The organism is Chengkuizengella sediminis, assembly GCF_010078385.1.
Lineage (GTDB): Bacteria > Bacillota > Bacilli > Paenibacillales > KCTC-33759 > Chengkuizengella > Chengkuizengella sediminis.
In genome coordinates, this window is the sequence record NZ_SIJC01000001.1 from 406,362 (window position 1) to 423,528 (window position 17,167).

Below are 17,167 nucleotides of genomic sequence, written 5' to 3' on the forward strand. Positions count from 1 at the left end.
AATAACAGAAAATTCTGAAAATTTCTTGTTACTTATATTATACTGAATTATATGTTTTCGCAACTTGGTTTAATGTTTAAAAACAAAAAAAAGGCACCCTCTGGTTGCCTTTTTATTCCTTACTTATGAATAAATACTTACAGTTCATATTTTATGTAGACTAGCAGATTAAATCACCCTGTGCTAGTCATCTTGATTCATTATTATGTTTCCACTGGTTTAAACACGGCAGAACCAAATCCAATTAATATCACGGCAAATAAAAATAGTACCAAGAAATGCATGCTTACATCAGATAATCCCTGACCCATCGCCATTTTTTCTACCGCTTCAATAGCCCATTTTTGCGGAACGATATTCGCTAATTTTTGCATAAAATCTGGCATGATTTCAATTGGCCAAAAGCAACCCCCAATCATACAAGTCGGTACAACAATTAAAGGAGTAATATTGCTTAATATTTTTATATTATTTACTGTACTAGCTATAGCAGTGGCTATTCCCATAGAAGCCAACATGAAAAATAATAAAATAAGCAATAACTTTCCAAAAGAAACACCATAATCAAATCCTACTATATATTTTGTGAACACAAGCAATAATATGATTTGTAAACTTCCTAAGAGAAAACTTCCTAAAAAATGTCCGAGTACAATTTCATAACGTCGAATTGGAGCTGTATATATTCTCATCATCGTTTGATTTGCGCGATCTTCCAATATTAAAGTAACAGAACTTACTATCAATCCCATTAGAAACATAATCATGAATCCAATAATTGAATTGAGACCTGGTTTATAATTCTCATTAAATGGAGTATAAACTGCCTTCACTTGATTTTTGTTAACTTGTTCCATCAAAGCTTCCATCGTAGATTGTATTGAAACTTTAGTACTATCCATTTGCTTTATCTGTTCTATAGATTGAGCAAACTGATTTATTTGAAGGTCCAATCTTTGTTTTAATGTAAAACTCTCCGCGTTTTGATTGAGCTGATATAAAGTCACATTGACACTTTTACCATTAAATAAATTTTGAGAAAGATCTTTATGAATCACTAATGCAAAGTTAGCTTTACCATCAACAACCCACTTTTTTACTTCTTCAACATCTTGTGCAGCTAATAATTCATATTCATCGAAGGATGATAAATCATGAATTAATTCTTCTCCTAACAACCCTTCATCTAAGTTTAAATAAGCTATTTTATAGTTTTCGGTATAGTCTCTATCAAAAATAAAAATAATCGCGGTCATGACGATGACAGGAATCAGAACAATGGTTAGAAATCCTTTCATTGTGCCTACCATTCTTTTCAACATATTCAGAGCAATAATCACACTATTCATGATATCCCACCTTCCAATAAAAGAAACCAGCTATTAATGCTAAGACTAAACTGGTACTCCCAATAACCCCCATGTTCTTTATGATCATCGTTGAATCACTTTCAATCATTAAACGAATTAAAGTATTGGATGACCAATAATTAACCGAAAACTTCCCTAACATATTCAAAAATTCACCTAAATTAGGAATCATGCCTCCGCTTAAAAAGGTCATAACAAAAATTAGTGCTTGGTATATTGCTATGATCGATTTAGAAGATTGTAAGAAAGAGGTTAAAATAACTCCGATACTGGTAGATGATACTATTGTTAAAATGATTACACTAAATAATGTGATATAATCATTACCCCAATCCACCCCATATACAAAAGTAGAAAAAGATAAAATAACCATCGCTTGTATTAATGAAAAAATCCCCACACCTACCAGTTTCCCAATAATGATTGTATTTGAATGTAATGGTATTGAATTCAGTCTTAGCAAAGTAAATGACTCTTTTTCTTCAGTTAAACTAATAGCAGCAGCCATACCAGAAAACAATAAAAACATCACTAACATGTTTACTGCATAATATTGAATCGCTGAAGTACTACTCTCATTTTTTTGTAAGCTGCCAATTTCTACATAACTTGAAAACTGTAAATACATATTCTCATCAGTAAATAATGGTCCTTCTAACATCTCTGGTCCCATTACAAAAACTCTTGCTTGCATCTCATTCACTTGGCTTAAGAATGTCTCAAAAATCGTTCTAGCAACTAAATTTTTTTCAATAGACTCCCCTTCGATAAACTCCCATCCTGTTAACCTAGCACTCATAACAGAATCACTAAAGTCAACTGGCACTATTATTCCGTAATCTATTTCTCTATTTTCATATTTTTCAAATAACTCTTCTCTTGATTCCACAAGTTTTACTGACACATAAGGATGTATTTCAGGAGAGAACAGAAAATCTGAGATTGTTTGTTTAAAAACTCCCTGATCTCCATTTAAAACTGCTACATTCACTGTCTCCAACTGTTGATCCTCAGCAGAGGTTTGAAACACACCAGAAAGCGCAGTACCTAAAATTAAAATCAATAATAATGGTAAGCCCAACATGATGAGTAAGATAGAGCGCATTCTAAAAAAACGGATAAGCTCATAGCCAGCTATTGTAAATATATTTTTCATGCCAACTCCTCCTAATCTCTTAAAGTGCGACCTGTTAGTGATAAAAATAACGATTCTAAATTAGGCTCTTCTCTTTTCAAAGTCTGGATTTTCACGTCGTGTTTCGATAAGATGAATAAAATATCTTGCAAATATGTTTGTGAAGAATTCAGAAATATTTCAATCGTTTGCTCTGTTGCAGAAACTTCATTCGTTTGAGGATGTACATCTAATTCAAAAATAGCTTCACTCGGTATGTGATCCACAACGAGTGTTATCTTTTCATCCTGTTTGTTTTGATCTTTTAATTCCTGCACTGAACCTAAAGCAATCAATCGACCAGAATCAATGATCCCTACCCTCGTGCATATAGATTCAATTTCTTCCATGTAGTGACTTGTATAAATAATTGTAGAACCCATTTCATTTAATTTTTTCACAGATTCTAAAATATGGTTGCGGGACTGAGGGTCAATTCCTACTGTAGGTTCATCCATGATTATTAACTTCGGTTGGTGAACTATAGCACACGCGATGTTTAATCTGCGTTTCATTCCTCCTGAAAATTTTTCAGGTCTTTCATTTTGTCTTTCAGTTAACCCAACAAATTGTAAAGCTTCATCCACTTTATTTTTTAAATCTTTACCGCGTAAACCATATAATTTTCCAAAAAAAAGTATATTTTCTCGTGCGCTTAAGTTCTCATATATAGCTAACTCCTGAGGTACTAGACCCAATCTTTTTTTAACTTCAATTGGATTCGAATTCACAGATATACCATCTACAAATATTTGACCTTGATCTATTTTTAGTAACCCACAGATCATTTTTATCGCAGAGCTTTTACCCGCCCCATTTGGTCCGAGTAATCCAAATATTTCGTATTTATCAACATTAAAACTTAAATGGTCAACTGAAATCAAATCATCATAACGTTTCACTACTTTTTCACATTGAATAAAAGCCATTTTTGTTCAACTCCTTTAATTCTATAGTAGCTTAATCCAAATTAATCCACACCTAGATCAAGTCATATATTCTTCATGACAATAGTCACTTTCCTTATTTCACCTAATAAATATGTTCTATGGTATAATTTCATCAAAGTCACTCATCAAGGAATGATGTATTAACTTATTTATAAAATTAATGTTATGAGGTTATGTAATTTGAAATATCAACTTTCATGGTTTCAATATCTACTTATTATTATCACAGCTCTAGGTACCTTATTTATAAACATAGAAATTGATGCACCCACTTTTACTTTATTCATTTTATTACTTATTTTAATAAAACAAGCTAAAAATCGTTGGATCTCAACTAAGCTACTTCCTTGGTTTATTTTAATAGAAACAGGGTACATTTATTGGCTAAACAACCAATTTCAAGGTATCCTATTCATTCTTTTTTTCACTGCTATTTTTTCAATCTCCCAACTTGAATCTAAACTTCAGTGGTTTTTTATCATAGGTCAATGGGCATTATTAAACTTTTTATTATTTCAACAACCACCTGATCTTATCCTTGTAATAAATCTATTATATGTAATGACCTCCCTATTGCATTGGAACATTCATTCATTAACATATAAACAAAAAGATATGACATATCTATATGATCAATTAAGAGGAAAACACTATGAATTAGAAGAAGCTAGGAAAAGAATTAAGGAATATGCTTCCGAAATAGAAAATATGGCACAAATAGAAGAGAGAAATCGGATATCCAAAGAAATTCATGACGAGCTCGGTCATCAATTAACTCGAGCAAAAATGATGATGGAGGCCGCTTTGCCGCTCGTACAAGATCAACCCAAAAAGAGTATGCATCTACTTGAACAAATAAAAGACCAGCTTTCGAATAACATGGAAACTTTACGAAAAACAGTACGAAATATGAAACCAGATGATCATAAAATTTATCAGTATTCTTTAAATCATTTAATTGAACAGTTTGCAAAAAGTTGTAACATACATATTCAATATGATGTGAAGGGGCTTCCTTACCCACTATATCCAAGTGCAGAATTAACATTGTATAGAAATGCACAAGAAGCAATGACTAATGCAGTAAAACATGCTCATGCCACTGAAGTAAATATTCGATTAGAATTCCACCCTCATTTTATTGATTTTATCATTAGTAATAATGGAGATATGCCTGTGAAAAAGATAAGAAAAGGACTAGGCTTAAGAGGAATGGAAGAAAGGATCGAATTATTAGGTGGTGAGATGTCTTTTGAATTCACAAATTCATTTACAGTAAAAATGAAGCTTCCCCGGAAATATATTGAGGTTCAACAAACAAATGAACGGAGTGAATTGTAACATGATCCATCTATTAATCGTTGATGATGATCCCTTTATAAGAGAGAGCCTGCAGATCATTTTTGAAAACTATGCTGAAAACGAGATTAAGGTTTTGGGAACATGTTCAAATGGAAAAGAAGCTTTAACTTTTATCAAGCAAAATCCTGACGTTAATATTGTATTAATGGATGTTAGAATGCCTATTTGTGATGGTGTTGAAGGAACTAAAATCATCAAACAAAACTTTTCTAATGTAGCAGTACTCATTTTAACCACATTTGACGATGATGAATACATCATTGAAGCGTTAAAAAATGGGGCAAATGGATATATGTTGAAAAATATACCACCTAAACAAATTATTGAAGGTATAAAATCTGTTATGCAAGGTAATCTTCTTATCCATCCTAGTATTGCAAAAAAACTAACTAGTTTTTTACAACATAAACCAAGCCCTGTTCCAAGAGATAACATTTTAGAATCTTATCAATTGTCAAAAACCGAACAAAAAATTATAGAACAGATTTCTGAAGGTTTATCAAATAAAGAAATTGCAAAAGTATTATTTTTAAGTGAAGGCACAATCAAAAATTACATAACTACGATATTGGCAAAGCTCTCATTAAGAGATCGAACACAAATTGCTATTTTTTATTTGAAAAATAGAGGTTAATTGGAAACCTTAAAACGCTTTAACCATTCCCCCATCTATTACAAAGGATTGGCCAGTCACATAAGTATTTGCACCTGAAGCTAAGAAAACTACCATTTTTGCAAATTCTGATGGTTCTCCATAACGTCCAAGAGGAATAGTAGCTTCAGTTTCTAATTTAATTTCTTCTATTGTTTTTCCTTGCTTTTCTGCACGTATTCCATCTAATTGCGCTAATCGATCTGTGCTAATTCTCCCTGGACCCACTGTATTGATTAAAATATTATCAGATGCAAGCTCTTGTGATAGACTTTTTGCTAGACCAACAATACCAGTACGAAACGTATTAGATAGAATCAGGTTATCTATGGGCTGTTTTATGGAAGAGGAGGCAAAGTTTATAATATGACCGTGCTGTTGTTTTTTCATATAAGGTAATACTTCACGAATCGTTCGAATAAAACTTAATAGGTTTAATTCAAAAGCATATAACCAATCTTCATCAGTCATTTGATCAAATGTCCCAGTTGGAGGTCCACCTGCATTATTTATTAATACGTCCACCATACCAAAACGCTCGACAGCTTCATTGACCATTTGTTTTATATCATCTACTTTTGTTATATCACATACGAGAAAATGTACATTCTTGTTTCCTGTTTCCTTTTCTATTTCATGCTTCGTTTTTGCTAACTCCTCCTCATTTCGACTTGAAATAATAACGTGCGCCCCTTCTTTTGCAAATTCCAGTGCCGTTGCTTTACCTAGTCCTTTACTGCCTGCTGTGATAACTACCGATTTCCCTTTCAAGTTTAAATCCACTTTCTATCATCCCCTCAATTCTAAGTAACTTATATATTCAATATAACATAATTTGGATCTGCTCTATTCAGAAAGAGTTATATAATAATAAAAAAATAAAGCATGAATTCCATAAGGATTTCACACTCAACATCTTTGTTTATATCAATTCTTTAATTTAAGGTTTAATTAATTGTTAGCATCCATTTGTGGTCTATTTTCCTCAAGAAGCTCAATAATGTCAACTCTACTTAACCCCGATGTATCAATCTCAAACTGTTCCGCCATCCTTTGTAATAGTTCATCTGAAATGTCAGTTAAATCATTTAAACCCATTCCTAGTTGTCTTTTTCCCATTTGGATACCTTTTTCCTTAAGGACTAAGATGATCTCTTCTCTGCTTAGTCCTGAAATATCAATCTCAAATTGTTTTGCCATCCTTTGTAGTTGATTATCTGTGAGTTCAGTTAGATCATTAGGCGCTCTCTTATTCATCTCTTCTTTCATTAACACTTCATCTTCGATTATCGTTTCTACTTGTAGCAGTGTTTGTTCTTCTTCATTGTTACTACATGCTGTTCCAAACAAACCTATTGATACAAGAAGAAATAATGATAAATAAACCTTTTTATTCATCATCTCTTCTCTCCCCCTATCCATGCTGTTGGTTTTTATTTTATTAGACATATAGAAATAGCATATTTCTCAAATGTGTCAGTAAGATGTCGAGATGAGTTCAAAGTGTTTTTTTATTTAATTGCTTATTTTGAAGAAATAGTAGGCGTTGAGTGTATGCCTTTGTTGAAAATATTCATAAATAAAACCATGAGAAAAACAACCACACCAATAAGATTAATTACTACTCCATCAGGATAAATAAGAAATAACGCTCCCACTCCTGAACAAATTCTCAACCAAACAGGTATTTTCTTTAAAAAATAACCTTCCGCTGATATAGATAATAAGAACACGCCCATAACTGTTGTCAAAATGATCATAAACAATTTTAAAAGTGTAAAGTCTATCATTAATATCTCATGTGAAAATACAAACATAAAAGGTACAATAAATCCTGCGATAGCTAACTTCATCGCATTGAAGCCAGTCTTTGTTGGGTCCCCTCCACTTATACCCGCTCCCGCAAAAGCTGCCAGTGCTACAGGAGGTGTGATATTTGCAAAGATGCCAAAATAAAACACAAACATATGAGCAACAAATATAGCTGTCTCAGGTGAACCTGCAAGCTCTCTAAATAAAGGCAATTGCAGAAGTATAGGAGCAGCCATCGTACTTGTAATCACATAAGTTGGTATACTTGGTAAACCCATTCCAAGAATAATAGAGGTAAGCATCGTTAATAGAAGTGTAATGATCAACTGTATTAGTGGACTCTCTACTACGGATCCAATACTTACAACACTATTTGCAATTTCAAGGGCAATTCCTGTTAGAGATGCTATGCCCACTATAATTCCAACTGCTCCACATGCTATCGCTACAGGGATTGTGGTTTTGGCACCGTCTTCAAGTGCATTCAAGCAATCTTTTAAACTCATTTCCTCAGACTGCAATTTTAAATTTTTCCTAAAAATATTTATCGCTAATGGAATTAATATAATGAGCAGTAACTCCCACCAATCATTTCTTAATGCTGGGATAGGCTCACCATTTAACACTGCTAATATTTGCGATTGGAAAATCATAAATACAGAAACTCCTGTAATCATAGGTAAAAGCTGCTTTGATCCTGAGATGACAACATTTGCGATAATCGACCAGAACGCTGCATAAAACGGAGTTTTACCAGAAAATAATAAGTATAAAAGAATGATCATGGGTATAATGAGATGCCCACGTTCAACCAACACTTCTTTTACTGTAGGTAGTTCTTTTTTTGGTATCCCCGTAAGCCCTTGTTTTGCAGCTCGAAAATGTACTTGTAGTAAAATTCCCACATAAAATAATAAAGCAGGGATAATACCGGCAAGTATGATTTTTGTATATGGAATGTTCAAATTCTCAGCCATGATAAAAGCTGCAGCTCCCATAATTGGAGGTAAAATTTGTCCACCAACACTAGCAGCCGACTCAACCGCCCCAGCAAAATTTTTATGATAACCTATTTTTTTCATTAATGGTATTGTAAATGTACCTGTTGTTACAACATTTGCAATAGCAGATCCATTAATGGAACCAAGAAACCCACTTGCAATGACAGCAACTTTAGCTGGTCCTCCCTTCGTATGTCCTGCGACAGCCATTGATAGATCATTAAATAATTTTCCTAACCCAGATCGACTAAGAAATGCTCCAAATAAAATAAATAAAATAATATAACTAGCTGAAATGCCTATAGCTGTACCAAGTATACCTTCTGTTATAAACACCAAGTGAGCAATAATACTCTTCGAAACTGTGAGTATCTTGCTAGAGGTTAACTCAGGGTAAATAGATAATTTCACATAAAATCCGTAAAGTAAGAACCCTGATGCAAGTAATGTTAATCCCATACCTGTTATTCTTCTGTTATTTCTAACAATAAAATGAGGATGACAATTCCGACAATAAAATCAAAATTATTGATTCTACCTCCAGACTCGATAATTCTTTCAGCTGTTAGAATCATATAAATACCTGTAAACATGGTTACACCAGCAAGTACATAATCCATGATTAGACCCTTGTTATGATTGCTTTTTTTTATAAACGGATAAAGAAGAAAACCGATGGACATTAGTATAAAGAGATGGATGCTTCTCTGCTTCACATCAACAAACGGTCCTGCGTATGATGTATATAAATGAAATATAGATACACCAATCAGAAATACTGCAATTAAAAATGTTATCTTTTTCCCTAGATGACTTCTTACATTACTCTCACGATCAAGATCTTCAACTGGTTTTTCTAATTCTTTATCCACATGCTCACCCCATAATAATATCTAAGGAATTATTTGAAAATCTATTTTTCTAATGTAACCCGACACAATGTCTATCAACTTCATTGGTTCAACCTTAATATGATAAGCTGTATCTATTTTGTTTAACTCCAGTATATTTTCTTTAATGTAAATACGATGATTTGTCTCATTTCCAGTTTGAATGACAAGTTCATTACCGATTTGACGATTAATATTTATCATATAAACCCATCCACCTTTAATAAAAGAGTGGGTTCCTGCATTACTAGGAGTCCCAGCTCCAAAAGTTTTAAACCTTGTGGAGTTTAATACAATGGAAACACCTTGTATTTCAAAAAACTCTTCCCATTCTTCCATTTCAACCGAATGAATCCAACGAACGGAAAATTCATTAAAATTGTGAATATAAAACTTTTGGTTGATTTCATTGTCACTTTGTATAAGTAAAACAGTCACTGGAAAAAAAAACAAAATGTATAACATAATTAAGATTGTAATGATCCAAATATTTTTCAACCTATAACCAGTCAAATTACTCTAAAATTCCTTGCTCTTTATAAAACATTTCTGCACCAGGATGAAGGGGTGCAATGAGTCCTTTTGCAATATCATTTCTATCCAACTGCTTTAAAGCACCTACAGATACTCCCTCGGAGCCTAGATATTCATAATAGTGCTTGGCTAAATCATAAACCAACTCATCTTTCAGATCAGAGGGTACAATTAACATGTTTTGAATTCCAACAGTTTTCACTTCATTTTCTAAGTTGTATTTTACTTCGTCTCCTGCCAGTATATTGTTTTCTTTATAGGATATTTTTCCATAAGCTTGCTAGCTAATTCTCCCTTAATTTCAACAAAAGTTATATCCACGGATTGCATTAAATCTGTAATATTACTGTTTGGAATACCTGAGGTGAAAAACGCTGCATCTAAATTGCCATTTTTCATTTCTTGAACACTATCAGCATAACCTGTATGTGTCACTTTAGATAAGTCATCATAAGTTAATCCAGCAGCCTCTAAAACCTTTAGAGCACTTTGCTCAACCCCAGAACCTACTTTACCTACCCCTACTTTTCTACCTTTTAGATCATCAATAGACTGGATAGCACTATCCTTTGTAGCTACTATCTGGACAATATTTTGATACATTCCTGCAAATGCTTTTAAATCCACCTTACTGTTTTCAAATTGCCCTGTACCATTTAATGCATCATATGCCACATCACTCATCACAATAGCAAATTGATTGATACTATCCTGAATGTTTTGAATATTTGCTACAGAAGCACCTGTAGCCGCCACTGTTACATTTTTAATATAATCACTTTGCTCAAAAATGGGCTTTAATGCTCCTCCAATTGGGTAATAGGTCCCTGAAGTTCCCCCCGTTCCAAAAACTATAGCTTGTGCTTCTTCAATCATTTTTTGTTCTTTTTCTTCAGTTTCTCCGTTAGAGTCTGGATCAGTTTTTAAATCAGTTTCTTCTGTATTCCCTCCACAAGCAGTAATGAACAAGCTAAATATGAGTAATAAAATAAGTACCCCACTTTTTTTCATTTGTATACCCCTTCCTAACATCTGTAGTCTCATTCATATTCATGATAGCGATTACACTGATATAATGAAATGTATTGGTCATATTGATGATTTTGATCTTTTTGTTCTCGGAAGATATGTATGTTGATGCTAAATAAGAATACTTGTCCCAAATCTTAAAATACGATATATTTACTTGAAAGCTATGAACTACAAAAAATAATGTAATTCAGGAGGTTTACATATGTCATTTCAAGGATTTACTAAAGAAGATTTTAATGTCTTTACCATAGATAGCTTGGAGCCAAGAATGGAAGCTTTAATTACACATGTTCGACCTAAATTAGAGTGGTTAGGGGCAGAAATCGCTCCATATTTATCAGCGGTTACTGGAGAGGAAATGTTTCCACATGTAGCTAAACATGCTAGAAGAACCGTCAATCCTCCGAATGATACATGGTTCGTTCACTAATAATAACAACAAATATAAGTAAAAATTCAAACGAAGGGGAATTATTTATAATGACTTTTAAAGGATTTAAAAAACATGATTTTGATACATTTAATATAGAAGGTCTTGACGAAAGAATGAGTGCAATAAAGGAAAGAATTCAACCGAAATTTAAGGTGATTGGGGACGAATTGACTGGCGACCTTTCCGCAATGATCGGAAGTGAAATGTTTTTACATATAGCGAAGCACGCACGACGAAGCGTCAATGCGCCGAATGACACTTGGTTAGCGATAGCAGCGAATAAAAGAGGATATAAAAAACACCCTCATTTTCAAATTGGATTGTTTGACTCTCATGTTTTCATTTGGCTCGCGTTCATTTATGAATTGCCGAATAAATCGGACATAGCAAAAATATTCTTGGATAATATCGAAATGATTAATGACGTTCCAAACGACTTCGTTATTTCCCAAGACCATATGAAAAAAGAAGCGTATACAATAAAAGAAATTGAGATTGAAAAATCACTTGAACGTTTCCGTGATGTGAAGAAAGTTGAATTTTTAATTGGACGACATATTTCTTCAACAGACCCAATCCTGAAGGACGAAACAAAATTCATGGATTATGTAAAGGAAACATTCGAAACACTTATTCCGTTATATTTACTTTCGTATAAATAAAAAAAAGCCGTTGAACCGAATCGGTTCGACGCCTTTTTATATTGCTTGCTTCGCTTCCCTATTAATCCAGTTATTAAAATCATTTAACGCTTCCTTACTTGGTTCGCTTCTAGTATTTAAAATAACCGCAACTTTTGCAACGATCTGCTTGTTTGTATTCTTTAATATTTCCACAACAATTCCCCCTTTTTATACTTTCAAGGGAACGTGTTGTAGGAATCATAACTATTGTGACGCTTCCATCCAAATCTCTCTTTTGAATCTCTTTGATCCGCTTTCACTTGTTTAATAGATCGTTTATTCGCTTCACACCAAAACGTAAATTCACGAAGTTCTTCAACCATCAAATCGTTTTGTACTGCGATATAAAAAATAAGTTCATTCCAACGTTCTTCGTCGATCTTGTCACGATTTTCTTCGAACCATACAAACGGATTTTTATGACGTTTACAACTATTCAAAGAAGCGTTAAGCGGATAAACATTTCTAATCGTCAAACCGCCATGTCCCCACGAAACAGGAATAAAATGATCGACCGTAAAGTTTTTCGAATCTGTCAACGCACAATGTCCGCAAAAGCGTTCTACTATAGAAACCCATATTTGACCGTTAAATTCACGAGGTAATAATTTTCTAATAATTTCACCCCTATATAAAGAAAGAACGCCTTCCCGAAAGAAAAACGTCATTACGCTTCTATCATTTTATTTGACGACTTATATGCCACCCTACGTTTTAGTGTTGAAAAGTTATTTTGATTTGTGACATGCGTTATAAAAAAAGACGCCCGAAAGCGTATATTATTTCTCTCCTGCCTGTTTCGAAAATAATAATTTGTATTAGAAGTTACCTATGACAATGACACTTGCGGAATTTTTATAGCACAGTACACACGTCCAATCATCTTAGTACCAACTTGAATACACTATTAAAAACTAAAGGACGTGTTTCTATGGGCGTATTTGATAAATCCGTATGTGACTGCTGCGTCTGTCCGATGCAGTGTGTATTAGAACAGTTGACAGGTGTTGATGTAGCGATTGATACACCTATTAGTAGGGATTTTACTATTATTACAAGTGTTGAAAATTTTATTGTGTCAACATCTGATGCAGGAGATATTCCAATATGTCAAATTACTCATGTGGATATTTTGGACCCTACAAATACAATTATTACTAACGTATTATCAGCTTTAAAACCTATAAAAAACAGTAAAGGGAAATGTGCTTGTTGTGAAGACCCTATGACAAATTTGCTTAGATTTGAAATTGGAAGCTTATTCGCAATTGAATTCATTGGTGGTATATTTGGAACCGAAATCCTAGGTGTAGGGGAAGGGATTGTCGTAGGACCCTGTTCAGGTGGTGGTAGTTTAGACATTTATTCCACATGTTCAATAACAAGGGTTATTCCAATAAATCAACAACAATTTAATGATCTGTCGAGAGCTTCTAGAAGAACCACTTCCCCACCAACTACCTAAGAGCCAGTGGAACACAATAAACTAAGCTTCATCTGGTATAAATTCTTTACAATTAAATCCAAATGGCATACACTTTAAATGAGTGATTACTCACTTTTTTTGAGAATTCAAGGAGGGATGATGAAATGACTAAATCTTGTATTCGAGTAGAACAGCTCACGAAAAAATTTAACAAAAAAACAATACTTAATGAAATATCTCTAGATATACCATGCGCTAAAATCACAGGCTTGTTAGGCCCATCAGGTGCAGGAAAAACAACTCTAATCAAACAAATTGCAGGTATGGATACACCTGACCAAGGACATATTTATGTTTTATCCAAAAAAATGCCTTCAATAGATATGATCAATCGTATCGGTTATATGGCACAATCCGATGCTTTATACAACGAATTATCTGCCTATGATAATTTGGATTTCTTCGCACAACTGTATGGTTTAAAAGGAAAAGCTAAAAAACAAAGAATCCATGAAGTCATGGAGTTGGTGGACTTAACTGCTGATTTAAGAAAAAAAGTTAGTAAATATTCTGGGGGCATGAAACGTCGTTTATCCTTAGCCATAGCTTTAGTACATCAACCAGAGATTTTATTACTCGATGAACCAACTGTCGGGATCGATCCTGTGCTTCGACAATCCATATGGTCAGAATTAGACATATTAAGTGAGCAAGGTACAACCATTATCGTAACGACCCATGTTATGGATGAAGCTGAAAAGTGTCATCAACTAGCTATGCTCCGCAATGGAGAAATGATCGCTTTTGACACACCAAAAAAGTTAGTAGAAGATACAGAAACAAAAAGTATTGAAGAAGCCTTTCTTTATTATGGGGGTGTAAAAGCATGAGGATTCGAGCACTTGTCTTACGCATAATAAAACAATTTATGAATGATAGAAGAACACTTGCTATGATTTTAGTAGCACCTATGTTTATATTATGGTTGATGTCACAAGTTTTCCATAGTGATCAATATGAACCTACCATCGCTCTAGTAGATATCCCAGAACAAGTATCCACCCTTTTAAAGGAGGAAAAATTACAGTTATTATACTATACTTCATCAGAAGCTGAATTGCTCTTATCTGAAGGTGAAATAGATGCCATATTAACTTGGACATCCATAGGGCCTGAAATCATATTAGAAGGTAGTGATCCTTCTGCCAACAAATCTGTGTTAATTATGGTTCAAAATATTGCCAACGAGCTCTCCCCAACATCAAACTCATTACAAGCTTCTATCACTTACTTGCACGGCTCTGAAGACATGACTTCATTTGATTCTTTTGGTCCGGTACTGATTGGAGTTTTTGCATTTTTCTTCGTATTTCTTACATCGGGCATTTCATTTTTAAGGGAACGAACAACAGGCACATTAGAACGTTTATTGGCAACACCTGTGAAACGATGGGAGCTTGTCATAGGATATGTGATTGGATTTGGGATTTTTTCTGTTATTCAGGCCGCTCTCATTGCCTGGTTTTCGATTCAAGTGCTTGATATGTTAATGATGGGATCCATTTGGTTTGTTTTATTAGTCACTTTGTTATTAGCCCTTACAGCACTCACATTAGGCACTCTATTATCTGCATTTGCCAATAATGAGTTTCAAATGGTGCAATTTATTCCACTTGTGATCGTGCCACAAGTATTTTTGTCTGGACTTTTTAATTTGGAAAGCATGTCTGAATGGTTGCAGTGGTTAAGTGTATTGATGCCATTATCTTACGGTGCAGATGCTTTGAGGGAAGTTATGGTGCGTGGAAGTGGATGGAGTGAAATCGCAAGTGATGTATATGTACTCATAGGATTTTCTGTCACTATTATGATTGCCAACATTTTTGTACTGAAGAAATATAGAAAATTATGATGAATACAGGGGAGGAACCATCGTGTCAGAATCAATGGAACAATGGATCGAAGAACTACTTAAAATCAATGATGAGGATGAAAAAAAAACAGATAAACAAATGAATATTATTACTGCAGCCATTGAAATTTTCGCTAAGAAGGGTTATTCTGCCTCCTCTACAAATGAAATAGCTAAAAAAGCAGGTGTAGCTGAAGGAACTATTTTTCGCCATTATAAAACGAAAAAAGAATTATTAATTTCAATTGTTGCACCAATGATGACGAAACTTGTTGCTCCATTCATATTAAGAGATGTTGAAAAACTCCTAGCTAGTTCACACCACTCATATGAGGATTTTTTAAGGGAATTGATGAGCAATCGAATTAAGTTTATTAAAAAAAATACTTCTGTATTAAAAATACTACTACAAGAAATCCCCTTTCAACCTGATTTACAAGCTTTATTTGTAAAACATGTAGCTTCAAACGTTTATACGCGAATTTATAAAATCGTAGATCATTTTCAAAGTAAAGGAGAAATTATATCAGTCCCCCCTCCTTCCATCGTTCGATTTACAGTATCCACAATCATGGGGCATTTGTTAGTTAGATATTTTATCCTCCCTGATTTAGTATGGGATGATGAAAAAGAAATAGATCATACGATACACTTTATTATGTATGGTATAAGTAATACTCCAAAAACAGAAGGAAACTTTTAAATGTTTTTTTAAAAGGCTAACAACAAAGAAGCTATCCAAGTAGATAACTTCTTTGTTGTTTAATCTTCACTTCAATTTAAGCGGCTTCTATATTATTTTCTATTTTTTTATAAGATACAACAAGTTGAATAGCAGCAACACATATAACAGCCCCAATGATAAATGGTAAAGTTACGTTTATTGAGAAAAGGGCCGAAGCAAAAAGCGGTCCCGCTATTCTACCTAAACTATCCATTGAAGAGTTTAAACCTGTTGCAATCCCTTGACCTACTTTTGTTTTTTGTGTAATCAAGGAGATTACACAAGGTCTAATAAAAGCATTACCTGCAGCAAACACAGATAAATATAAAGAGGCTGTCCATAAATCTTTTGAAAATAATAATAATATAAATCCAAGTGCTGAGAGTAACAGTCCGAATTGTATAAATTTAGATTCTGAGCCTGGTTTTACATATCTGCGTATTACTCCACCTTGAATCAGAGCCCCAACAATTCCACTTATCAAAAACATAATTCCAATCTTTTCAGACGTTGCATCAAATCTAAGATCCACATAATAGATTAAAGTTCCCTCAAGTCCAGCTAAAGTAAACGTTACAAGAAAGGACATAATATATAAATATTTCATCGGACCTGTAAATGCTGACCAACGTGAAACCTTTTGCTTTTCTTTATTCATCCTTTGCTCTTTAGATAAGGATTCTGTCAGATAAAGCAACACAAAGATAAAAGTTATAAAAGCAAGACCGGAAGAAACAAAAAATGGCGTTTGTGTGCTAATTGTACTTAATAATCCCCCGATAGCAGGTCCAAATATAAAACCAAGACCAATGGACATCCCAACGAGTCCCATTGCTTTTGTCCGTTTTTCATTAGTTGTAATATCTGCTACATAAGCTACTGCACAAGAAGTAACGGCGCCTGAAAAGAACCCACCTAATATTCTAGATATGTACATTAACCATAAACTCTCTATCGAAAGTGCGAAAATAAAAAAACTAATACTAAACCCTAAAATACCAGTTAAAATAATCGGCCTACGTCCCCAGCGATCAGAGAGTTTCCCCCAGATTGGAGACATAATAAATGAAACCGCAGAATATAGAGCCAACATCATATTCATATGAAAAATAGTCACTATTTTTGGTAGTACAGGGATGATAATAGCAAAGCCAATAAAAGTCGTTATAAGTAAAACCATGATGATACCAATCTTTTTTTGCAACTTAACTC

The 17,167-nt window shown here is 33.7% G+C and carries 20 protein-coding genes and 1 pseudogene; 8 read left to right on the plus strand and 13 right to left on the minus strand.

Going from position 1 to position 17,167, the window contains the following annotated elements:
- Nucleotides 1-203 precede the first annotated feature (203 nt).
- The 3 genes from EPK97_RS01955 to EPK97_RS01965 are packed head-to-tail and all read right to left on the minus strand — an operon-like array spanning nucleotide 204 to nucleotide 3,473.
- Nucleotides 204-1,349, minus strand: coding sequence for an ABC transporter permease (locus EPK97_RS01955; protein WP_162034916.1), 1,146 nt, complete (start codon nucleotides 1,347-1,349; stop codon nucleotides 204-206).
- Complete coding sequence (locus tag EPK97_RS01960; protein WP_162034917.1) at nucleotides 1,342-2,526, minus strand: ABC transporter permease; 1,185 nt, start codon at nucleotides 2,524-2,526, stop codon at nucleotides 1,342-1,344. The genes EPK97_RS01955 and EPK97_RS01960 overlap by 8 nt, the downstream gene beginning before the upstream one ends.
- Before the next feature lie 11 nt (nucleotides 2,527-2,537).
- Nucleotides 2,538-3,473 (minus strand): ABC transporter ATP-binding protein, encoded by a 936-nt coding sequence (locus EPK97_RS01965; RefSeq protein WP_162034918.1) that lies wholly within the window; start codon nucleotides 3,471-3,473, stop codon nucleotides 2,538-2,540.
- Nucleotides 3,474-3,674: 201 nt separating this feature from the next.
- On the opposite strand from EPK97_RS01965, the gene EPK97_RS01970 reads away from it, so the two are divergent.
- Entirely contained in the window at nucleotides 3,675-4,835 is a 1,161-nt protein-coding gene (locus EPK97_RS01970; RefSeq protein ID WP_162034919.1) for a sensor histidine kinase, read from the plus strand.
- Nucleotide 4,836: 1 nt separating this feature from the next.
- Complete coding sequence (locus tag EPK97_RS01975) at nucleotides 4,837-5,490, plus strand: response regulator (RefSeq protein ID WP_162034920.1); 654 nt, start codon at nucleotides 4,837-4,839, stop codon at nucleotides 5,488-5,490.
- 9 nt (nucleotides 5,491-5,499) lie between these two features.
- On the opposite strand, the gene EPK97_RS01980 is transcribed toward EPK97_RS01975, so the two are convergent.
- The 7 genes from EPK97_RS01980 to EPK97_RS02000 all read right to left on the minus strand — a co-directional run bounded on the left by EPK97_RS01980 (nucleotide 5,500) and on the right by EPK97_RS02000 (nucleotide 10,756).
- The gene (locus EPK97_RS01980) at nucleotides 5,500-6,291 is read right to left on the minus strand and encodes an SDR family oxidoreductase (RefSeq protein WP_162034921.1); all 792 of its coding nucleotides are present in this window, start codon (nucleotides 6,289-6,291) and stop codon (nucleotides 5,500-5,502) included.
- Between the two features lie 168 nt (nucleotides 6,292-6,459).
- Nucleotides 6,460-6,906, minus strand: coding sequence for a hypothetical protein (locus EPK97_RS01985; RefSeq protein ID WP_162034922.1), 447 nt, complete (start codon nucleotides 6,904-6,906; stop codon nucleotides 6,460-6,462).
- 125 nt (nucleotides 6,907-7,031) lie between these two features.
- Nucleotides 7,032-8,780 (minus strand): TRAP transporter permease, encoded by a 1,749-nt coding sequence (locus tag EPK97_RS01990; protein ID WP_240903661.1) that lies wholly within the window; start codon nucleotides 8,778-8,780, stop codon nucleotides 7,032-7,034.
- A gap of 5 nt (nucleotides 8,781-8,785) precedes the next feature.
- Nucleotides 8,786-9,193 (minus strand): hypothetical protein, encoded by a 408-nt coding sequence (locus EPK97_RS21595; protein ID WP_240903662.1) that lies wholly within the window; start codon nucleotides 9,191-9,193, stop codon nucleotides 8,786-8,788.
- 21 nt (nucleotides 9,194-9,214) lie between these two features.
- Entirely contained in the window at nucleotides 9,215-9,724 is a 510-nt protein-coding gene (locus tag EPK97_RS01995) for a DUF1850 domain-containing protein (RefSeq protein WP_162034923.1), read from the minus strand.
- A gap of 1 nt (nucleotide 9,725) precedes the next feature.
- Nucleotides 9,726-9,923 carry a TAXI family TRAP transporter solute-binding subunit gene (locus EPK97_RS22100; RefSeq protein WP_276609460.1) on the minus strand — a complete coding sequence of 66 codons (198 nt, stop codon included), beginning with the start codon at nucleotides 9,921-9,923 and terminating at the stop codon, nucleotides 9,726-9,728.
- A 44-nt stretch (nucleotides 9,924-9,967) separates the two neighbouring features.
- Entirely contained in the window at nucleotides 9,968-10,756 is a 789-nt protein-coding gene (locus EPK97_RS02000) for a TAXI family TRAP transporter solute-binding subunit (protein WP_276609461.1), read from the minus strand.
- Between the two features lie 223 nt (nucleotides 10,757-10,979).
- Here EPK97_RS02000 and EPK97_RS02005 point away from each other — a divergent pair.
- A pseudogene (locus EPK97_RS02005) lies at nucleotides 10,980-11,195 on the plus strand (DUF1054 family protein); the annotation flags it as partial.
- Nucleotides 11,196-11,257: 62 nt separating this feature from the next.
- Nucleotides 11,258-11,872 (plus strand): YktB family protein, encoded by a 615-nt coding sequence (locus EPK97_RS02010; RefSeq protein WP_162034925.1) that lies wholly within the window; start codon nucleotides 11,258-11,260, stop codon nucleotides 11,870-11,872.
- A gap of 36 nt (nucleotides 11,873-11,908) precedes the next feature.
- Here the strand turns inward: EPK97_RS02010 and EPK97_RS02015 are convergent, their stop codons facing one another.
- Nucleotides 11,909-12,046, minus strand: coding sequence for a hypothetical protein (locus EPK97_RS02015; RefSeq protein WP_162034926.1), 138 nt, complete (start codon nucleotides 12,044-12,046; stop codon nucleotides 11,909-11,911).
- Between the two features lie 23 nt (nucleotides 12,047-12,069).
- A complete protein-coding gene (locus EPK97_RS02020) occupies nucleotides 12,070-12,432 on the minus strand; it encodes a hypothetical protein (RefSeq protein ID WP_162034927.1) in 363 nt (120 codons plus the stop codon).
- 392 nt (nucleotides 12,433-12,824) lie between these two features.
- Between EPK97_RS02020 and EPK97_RS02025 the strand changes: the two genes are divergently transcribed.
- The 4 genes from EPK97_RS02025 (at nucleotide 12,825) to EPK97_RS02040 (ending at nucleotide 15,934) form a co-directional block, all read left to right on the plus strand.
- On the plus strand, nucleotides 12,825-13,358 hold the full coding sequence (locus tag EPK97_RS02025; RefSeq protein ID WP_162034928.1) for a hypothetical protein: 534 nt from the start codon (nucleotides 12,825-12,827) through the stop codon (nucleotides 13,356-13,358).
- Nucleotides 13,359-13,483: 125 nt separating this feature from the next.
- The gene (locus tag EPK97_RS02030) at nucleotides 13,484-14,209 is read left to right on the plus strand and encodes an ABC transporter ATP-binding protein (protein ID WP_162034929.1); all 726 of its coding nucleotides are present in this window, start codon (nucleotides 13,484-13,486) and stop codon (nucleotides 14,207-14,209) included.
- A complete protein-coding gene (locus EPK97_RS02035) occupies nucleotides 14,206-15,231 on the plus strand; it encodes an ABC transporter permease (RefSeq protein ID WP_162034930.1) in 1,026 nt (341 codons plus the stop codon). Before EPK97_RS02030 ends, EPK97_RS02035 begins: the two co-directional genes overlap by 4 nt.
- A 22-nt stretch (nucleotides 15,232-15,253) precedes the next feature.
- Complete coding sequence (locus EPK97_RS02040) at nucleotides 15,254-15,934, plus strand: TetR/AcrR family transcriptional regulator (RefSeq protein ID WP_338075638.1); 681 nt, start codon at nucleotides 15,254-15,256, stop codon at nucleotides 15,932-15,934.
- A gap of 76 nt (nucleotides 15,935-16,010) precedes the next feature.
- Here EPK97_RS02040 and EPK97_RS02045 read toward each other — a convergent pair whose 3' ends face one another.
- On the minus strand, nucleotides 16,011-17,159 hold the full coding sequence (locus EPK97_RS02045) for an MFS transporter (RefSeq protein ID WP_162034931.1): 1,149 nt from the start codon (nucleotides 17,157-17,159) through the stop codon (nucleotides 16,011-16,013).
- Between the last annotated feature and the right edge of the window lie 8 nt (nucleotides 17,160-17,167).